Raw genomic sequence first — 5,984 nt, 5'->3', positions numbered from 1 at the left:
TCTACTGACGTTATTAGCATAAAACCTTATGTACAAGGTAAAATAAAAACACTTAATAAACATACATTTGTATTTATGCCAGATGAAAATCTGCAAGCAAATACAGCCTACACTGTTACTGTTAAATTACATAAAATCTATAAAAATATTGAGAGTAATTTTAAAGAATACACTTTTCAGTTTAAAACAATTGAGCCCAATTTTGGTATTCAAATACAAAATTTACAATCCTATTCTAAAGAATATCAGTATGTGGAAGGCGTTTTAAAATCTGCAGACATTATTTCATTAAAAAATGCAAAAAAGTTACTAGAAGCCAATCAGCAAAAGAATTCTAAAAATATTGTTTGGAACGAAACTTATCAAGAAAGCAAAATTTTTGATTTTAGAATTGATAGTATTCAGCGTTTAGTAGAAGATAGCGAGTTAGAAATATCTTGGGATGGAAAACCAATAAATGCTACTTCTAAAGGAGAAAACACAATTTTAATTCCTGGTAAAAACAACTTTAAAGTAGTTGATTTAAGTGTTGTAAATGCATCCAATCGGTACATTTCTATTAACTTTTCAGACGCCTTAAAAAAGCAACAAAATTTTGATGGTTTGGTAACTGTTCAAAATATAAAAGACCCACATTTTATAGTAAATGGAAATGAGTTAAAGGTATTTTCTGATACCAAATTTATAGGTAACATTTTGGTGTCAATTTTTGAGGGAATCAAAAATACAGAAGGCTATAAATTAAAAAAGCAATTCAGCGAAACTGTTACTTTTCAACAAAAAAAGCCACAAATAAGAGCTATTTCTAACGGAACTATTTTACCAAATTCTAATAATTTAAAATATAATTTCGAAGCCATAAATGTGCGTGAAGTAGATGTTAGAATCATAAAAATTTTCGAAGATAATGTATTGCAGTTTTTACAAGAAAACAATATTAATAGTAACAATAAATATGTACTAAAAAAAGTGGGTAGAAGAGTGGCTAAAAAAACAATTACGCTAATTAGTAATCCACAATTAAATACCCAAAAATGGAAAGCCTATAGTATAGATATTTCTAAAATGGTAGTAACAGAACCGGGTGCAATTTATAGAATTGAGCTAGATTTTAATAAAGATCAAACTTTTTATAATTGCAATTCAACTGCAACTTCTAAAGAAAATACAGACAATTATTACGAAAATTATAATGATTTTAATGAAATTGATAATGAAGATGAAAGAGAAGAATTGTATTGGGACAACAAACTATACGATTATAGAAACAGAAATTATAACTGGAGAGACAGAAAAAATGCATGTAAAGATTCCTACTACGTAAATAAAGGAATTGCACAAAACCTACTTGCGTCTAACATGGGTATAATCGCTAAAAAAGGTACAAATAACGAATACTTTTTTGCAGTAACCAATATCTTATCCACAAAACCAATTATTGGTGCAATTGTTAAGTTATACAATTATCAACAACAAGAAATTGTAGCCACAAGAACAGATACCCAAGGTTTTGTAAAAATAGAAAACTCAAAAAATGCAGCGTTTGCAATCGTTTCTAAAGGTAATAATTCTGGGTACATTCGTTTGTTTGATGGTAATTCTTTATCGCTAAGTAAATTTGATGTTTCTGGTACCAAAACCCAAAAAGGATTAAAAGGGTATTTGTATGGAGAACGTGGCGTTTGGAGACCAGGAGACTCCATTCATTTATCGTTTATTTTAAACGATGCTGCCAATAAATTACCTAAAAATCATCCTGTTAAATTAGAAGTTACAGACCCAAGTGGAAAGTTGATTTACAAAAATGTAACCACAGAAAATCTACATAATTTTTACAAATTTACAGTAACCACAATGCCCGAAGCAAAAACAGGCAATTACCAAGCAAAAGTTTCAGTGGGTGGCGCAAAGTTTTACAAGAATTTAAAAGTAGAAACTGTAAAACCAAATCGTTTAAAAATAAAAGTAGATTTTGATGATGAAATTTTGACCAATACAAAACCAATCAATGGAAGTTTAGAAGTGAAATGGTTGCATGGTACACCAGCAAAAAATATAAAAACAGAAATAAAAGCAAAAGTTTCTGCCACAAATTACAGTTTTAAAAACCATAGAGAGTATGTGTTTTCAGATCCTTCAAGAACATTTTCTACAGAAGAAATAAATATTTTTGAAGGTAAATTAAACGAAAACGGAACTGCAAAAATTAGTAGTAATTTAAAAGTAGGTAAAAATGCTCCTGGCATGTTAAATGTTCAATTTTTAGTAAGAGCGTTTGAAAATGGTGGCGATTTTTCTGTAGATGCTTTTACCAAAAAATACGCACCTTTTGCTGCTTTTGTAGGTTTAAAATCGCCTCAAGGGAATAGATATGGTTCGTTTTTTACGGATGAAAATCAGACATTTTCTGTGGTTTCTGTAGACGAAAAAGGAAATACACAACCCAATAGAACTTTAGAAGTTGAGTTATACCAAATTCATTGGCGATGGTGGTGGAGTTCATCTGAAGATAATTTATCTAGATATACTTCTAGCACTTATAATAAGTCTTACAAGACGTTTAAAATTAAAACAGATTCAAAAGGAAAAGGAAGTTTTAAAATTAATATTCCTGAAGAGGATAGAGGGCGTTTTTTAATACGAGTTATCGATAAAAAAAGTGGTCATGCCACAGGAAGAACAGCTTATTTCTACAAAAATTGGTGGCAAAATTCAACTTCAGGAGATAAGGAAGCTGCAAAAATGTTAGTTTTTTCTGCAGATAAAGAAAAGTACAATGTTGGCGAAACTGCAAAAATAACTTTTCCTTCTGGTAGCAAAGGTCGTGCTTTAGTTAGTATAGAAAATGGCACCAAAGTTTTAGAAACAAAATGGGTAGCAACCCAAAAAGGAACTACTTCTGTAGAGATTCCCATTAATAAAAATATGGCCCCAAATGTGTTTGTAAATATTTCTTTATTGCAGCCACATCAAGTTTCAGAAAACGATTTACCCATTCGTTTATTTGGTGTAATTCCTATTTTGGTAGCAGATAAAAACACCAAATTAGAGCCGCAAATTACCATGCCAAACGAGTTAAAACCTCAAAAAGAGTTTGCTGTAAAGGTATCTGAAAAAAACAACAAAGCAATGACCTACACTTTGGCAATTGTAGAAGAAGGGTTGTTAGATTTAACAAGATTTAAAACACCAAATGCTTACACTCAATTTTATGCTAGAGAAGCGTTGGGTGTAAAAACTTGGGATATTTTTGATGATGTAATTGGAGCCTATTCAGGAAGTATAGATCAAGTTTTTGCAATTGGTGGAGATGGAAGTTTGGCCAAAGCCAAAAACCAAAAAGCCAATAGATTTAAGCCGGTTGTAACCTATTTAGGACCTTTTTATTTAGATAAAAACGAAACTAAAACACACAAAATAACTTTACCAAATTATATTGGTTCTGTAAGAACAATGGTAGTTGCTGGCGATGTTAAAAATGAAGCGTTTGGAAATGCAGAAAAAGCAACTCCAGTTAAAAAACCATTAATGGTGTTGGCAACTTTACCCAGAAAATTATCACCTAAAGAAAAAGTTACCTTACCTGTTACCATTTTTGCCATGGATAAAAAGGTAAAAAATGTACAAATAACTGTAAAAACTTCAAACGGAATTCAAATAAAAGGCAACCAAACACAAACGCTAAATTTTGATAAACCTGATGAAAAAATGGTCTATTTTGAGTTGGATGTTTTAAAAGCAAATGGTATCAACACAATAGAAGTTATTGCTACTGGCAATGGAGAAAAATCTACGTATAAAGTCGAGTTAGATGTGGTAAATCCAAACCCAATTACATCTAAAATAATTGATAAAACTATCAAAGCAAATCAAACCCAAACCATCGATTTTACAACTTTTGGAGTTGCAGGTTCTAATCAGGCGATTTTAGAATTATCTACTATTCCGCAAATTAATTTTACGGGTAGGTTGCAGTATTTAATTCAATATCCACATGGTTGTGTAGAGCAAACTACATCTAGTGTTTTTCCTCAATTGTTTTTAACAGATTTGTTTGATTTATCTTCAGAAAAAAAATCAGAAATTCAAAAAAACATAGAAAAAGGAATTAAACGTTTGGGCAATTTTCAGAAAGCAAATGGTGGTTTAAGCTATTGGTTGGGTGAGAATTATGTAGATGATTGGGGTACAACTTATGCAGGTCATTTTATGTTAGAAGCTGCCAAAAAAGGATTTGTGTTGCCACTAACTTTTAAAAGTAATTTTATTAGATATCAAAAACAAGCTGCCAGAAATTGGCGCCCAAGTTACAGTAGTTATGCTAAAGATTTAGCGCAAGCTTACAGGTTATACACTTTGGCTTTAGCGGGTAGTGCAGATTTATCTGCGATGAACAGATTAAGGGAATTCAAACAAATTTCTAACGAAGCAAAATGGCGATTAGCAGCAGCCTATGCTTTGGTGGGGCAAAAAGAAGCCGCCAAAGAAATTATGCAAAAAGCCAATTTAAATTTTACAGGTTATAACTATTACAACTACGGTTCTGTAAACAGAAACAGAGCAATGGCATTAGAAACTTTATTAATTACAGGTAGTAAAAATGTAAAAGAGGTTTCAAAAAGTATTGCAAAAGAGTTGTCTTCTAACAGATGGATGAGCACGCAAACTACAGCATTCAGTTTGTTAGCAATTGGTAAAATGGTGGTAAAAAATGGCGGGAAATCCATACACTTAAAGTACACAAAAAATGGAAAAACGGAAGTTGTAAAAACCTCAAGTTCTATGATGCAAAGAGTTTTAAATGTTTCTGAAGGTCAAAATAGCATCACTTTACAAAATCAGGAAAATAATGTGGTTTTTGCAAGAATTATCAATAGTGGTAAACTTCCTTTAGGTGAAGAAATTTCTGAAAAAAGAGGTTTAAGTGTTACTGTAAATTATAAAGATTTAAAAGGAAAATCTATTGATATTAAAAAGCTAAAACAAGGGCAAGATTTTGTAGCTATAATCAAGGTAAGTAATCCTAAAAATGAAGCTGTAAAAAACATTGCACTTACACAAATATTTCCTTCTGGATGGGAAATTGTAAACACGCGTTTTACAGATTTTGGTAGTACAACAAAAAGCGAAGCTCGTTACACAGACATAAGAGACGATCGTGTAAATTTTTATTTCGATTTGAATAAAAGAAGGAATGGCTCAGAAACAAAAACTTTTACAGTATTGTTAAATGCAGCGTATTTAGGTACTTATTATTTACCAGGTGTTCAAGTAGAAGCGATGTATGATAATGATTATTTGGTAAAAACTAAAGGGAGTTGGGTTGAGGTTTTGAAGTAGTTTATAATTCCTGCAAGGTTTTAGAAACCTTGTAGGTATAAATCTGTAATTTATTAGTAATTAAAGTGGAAGAAAATACGGAACATAAACAAAGCTACAAGGTTTTAAAAACCTTGAAGGAGAAACATAAAAAGAAAATAATATTCGTTGTTTTTCTATTGATATGTTATGCTTTTTGTTTGCCAAAAAATTTGTTTACCAAGCCAACATCTACAGTAATAACTAGCAGCAATAATCAATTATTAGGTGCGTTAATTGCAGATGATGGTCAGTGGCGTTTTCCTCAAAATGATAGTGTACCAAACAAATTTAAAACCTGTTTAATTCAGTTTGAAGACGAATATTTTTACAAACACCCAGGTTTTAATCCAATTTCAATTTTTAATGCAATAAAACAGAACCTAAAAGCAGGAAAAGTAGTAAGAGGAGGAAGTACTATTACACAACAAGTAATAAGGTTAAGCAGAGATAATAGAGACAGAACCTATTTTGAAAAATTAAAAGAACTCATTTTAGCAACTCGTTTAGAGTTGCGTTTTTCTAAAGAAAAAATTATTGCATTTTGGAGTTCAAATGCGCCTTTTGGTGGAAATGTCGTGGGTTTAGATGCTGCTTCTTGGCGCTATTTTAATAGAAAATCTGCA

The 5,984-nt window shown here is 31.1% G+C and carries 2 protein-coding genes; both read left to right on the top strand.

The window, feature by feature from the left end; translation table 11 throughout:
• Positions 1 to 75: 75 nt before the first annotated feature.
• The gene (locus tag ACTG3S_RS02750) at positions 76 to 5,340 is read left to right on the top strand and encodes an alpha-2-macroglobulin family protein (protein WP_439127846.1); all 5,265 of its coding nucleotides are present in this window, start codon (positions 76 to 78) and stop codon (positions 5,338 to 5,340) included.
• 65 nt (positions 5,341 to 5,405) lie between these two features.
• A partial coding sequence (locus ACTG3S_RS02745; protein ID WP_439127845.1) for a transglycosylase domain-containing protein occupies positions 5,406 to 5,984 on the top strand: 579 nt, incomplete at its 3' end.

The organism is Polaribacter sp., assembly GCF_965656025.1.
Taxonomy (GTDB): Bacteria; Bacteroidota; Bacteroidia; order Flavobacteriales; family Flavobacteriaceae; genus Polaribacter.
The sequence above is the reverse complement of the archived record's forward strand: the minus strand, read 5'-3'. Positions and strand labels throughout refer to the sequence as shown.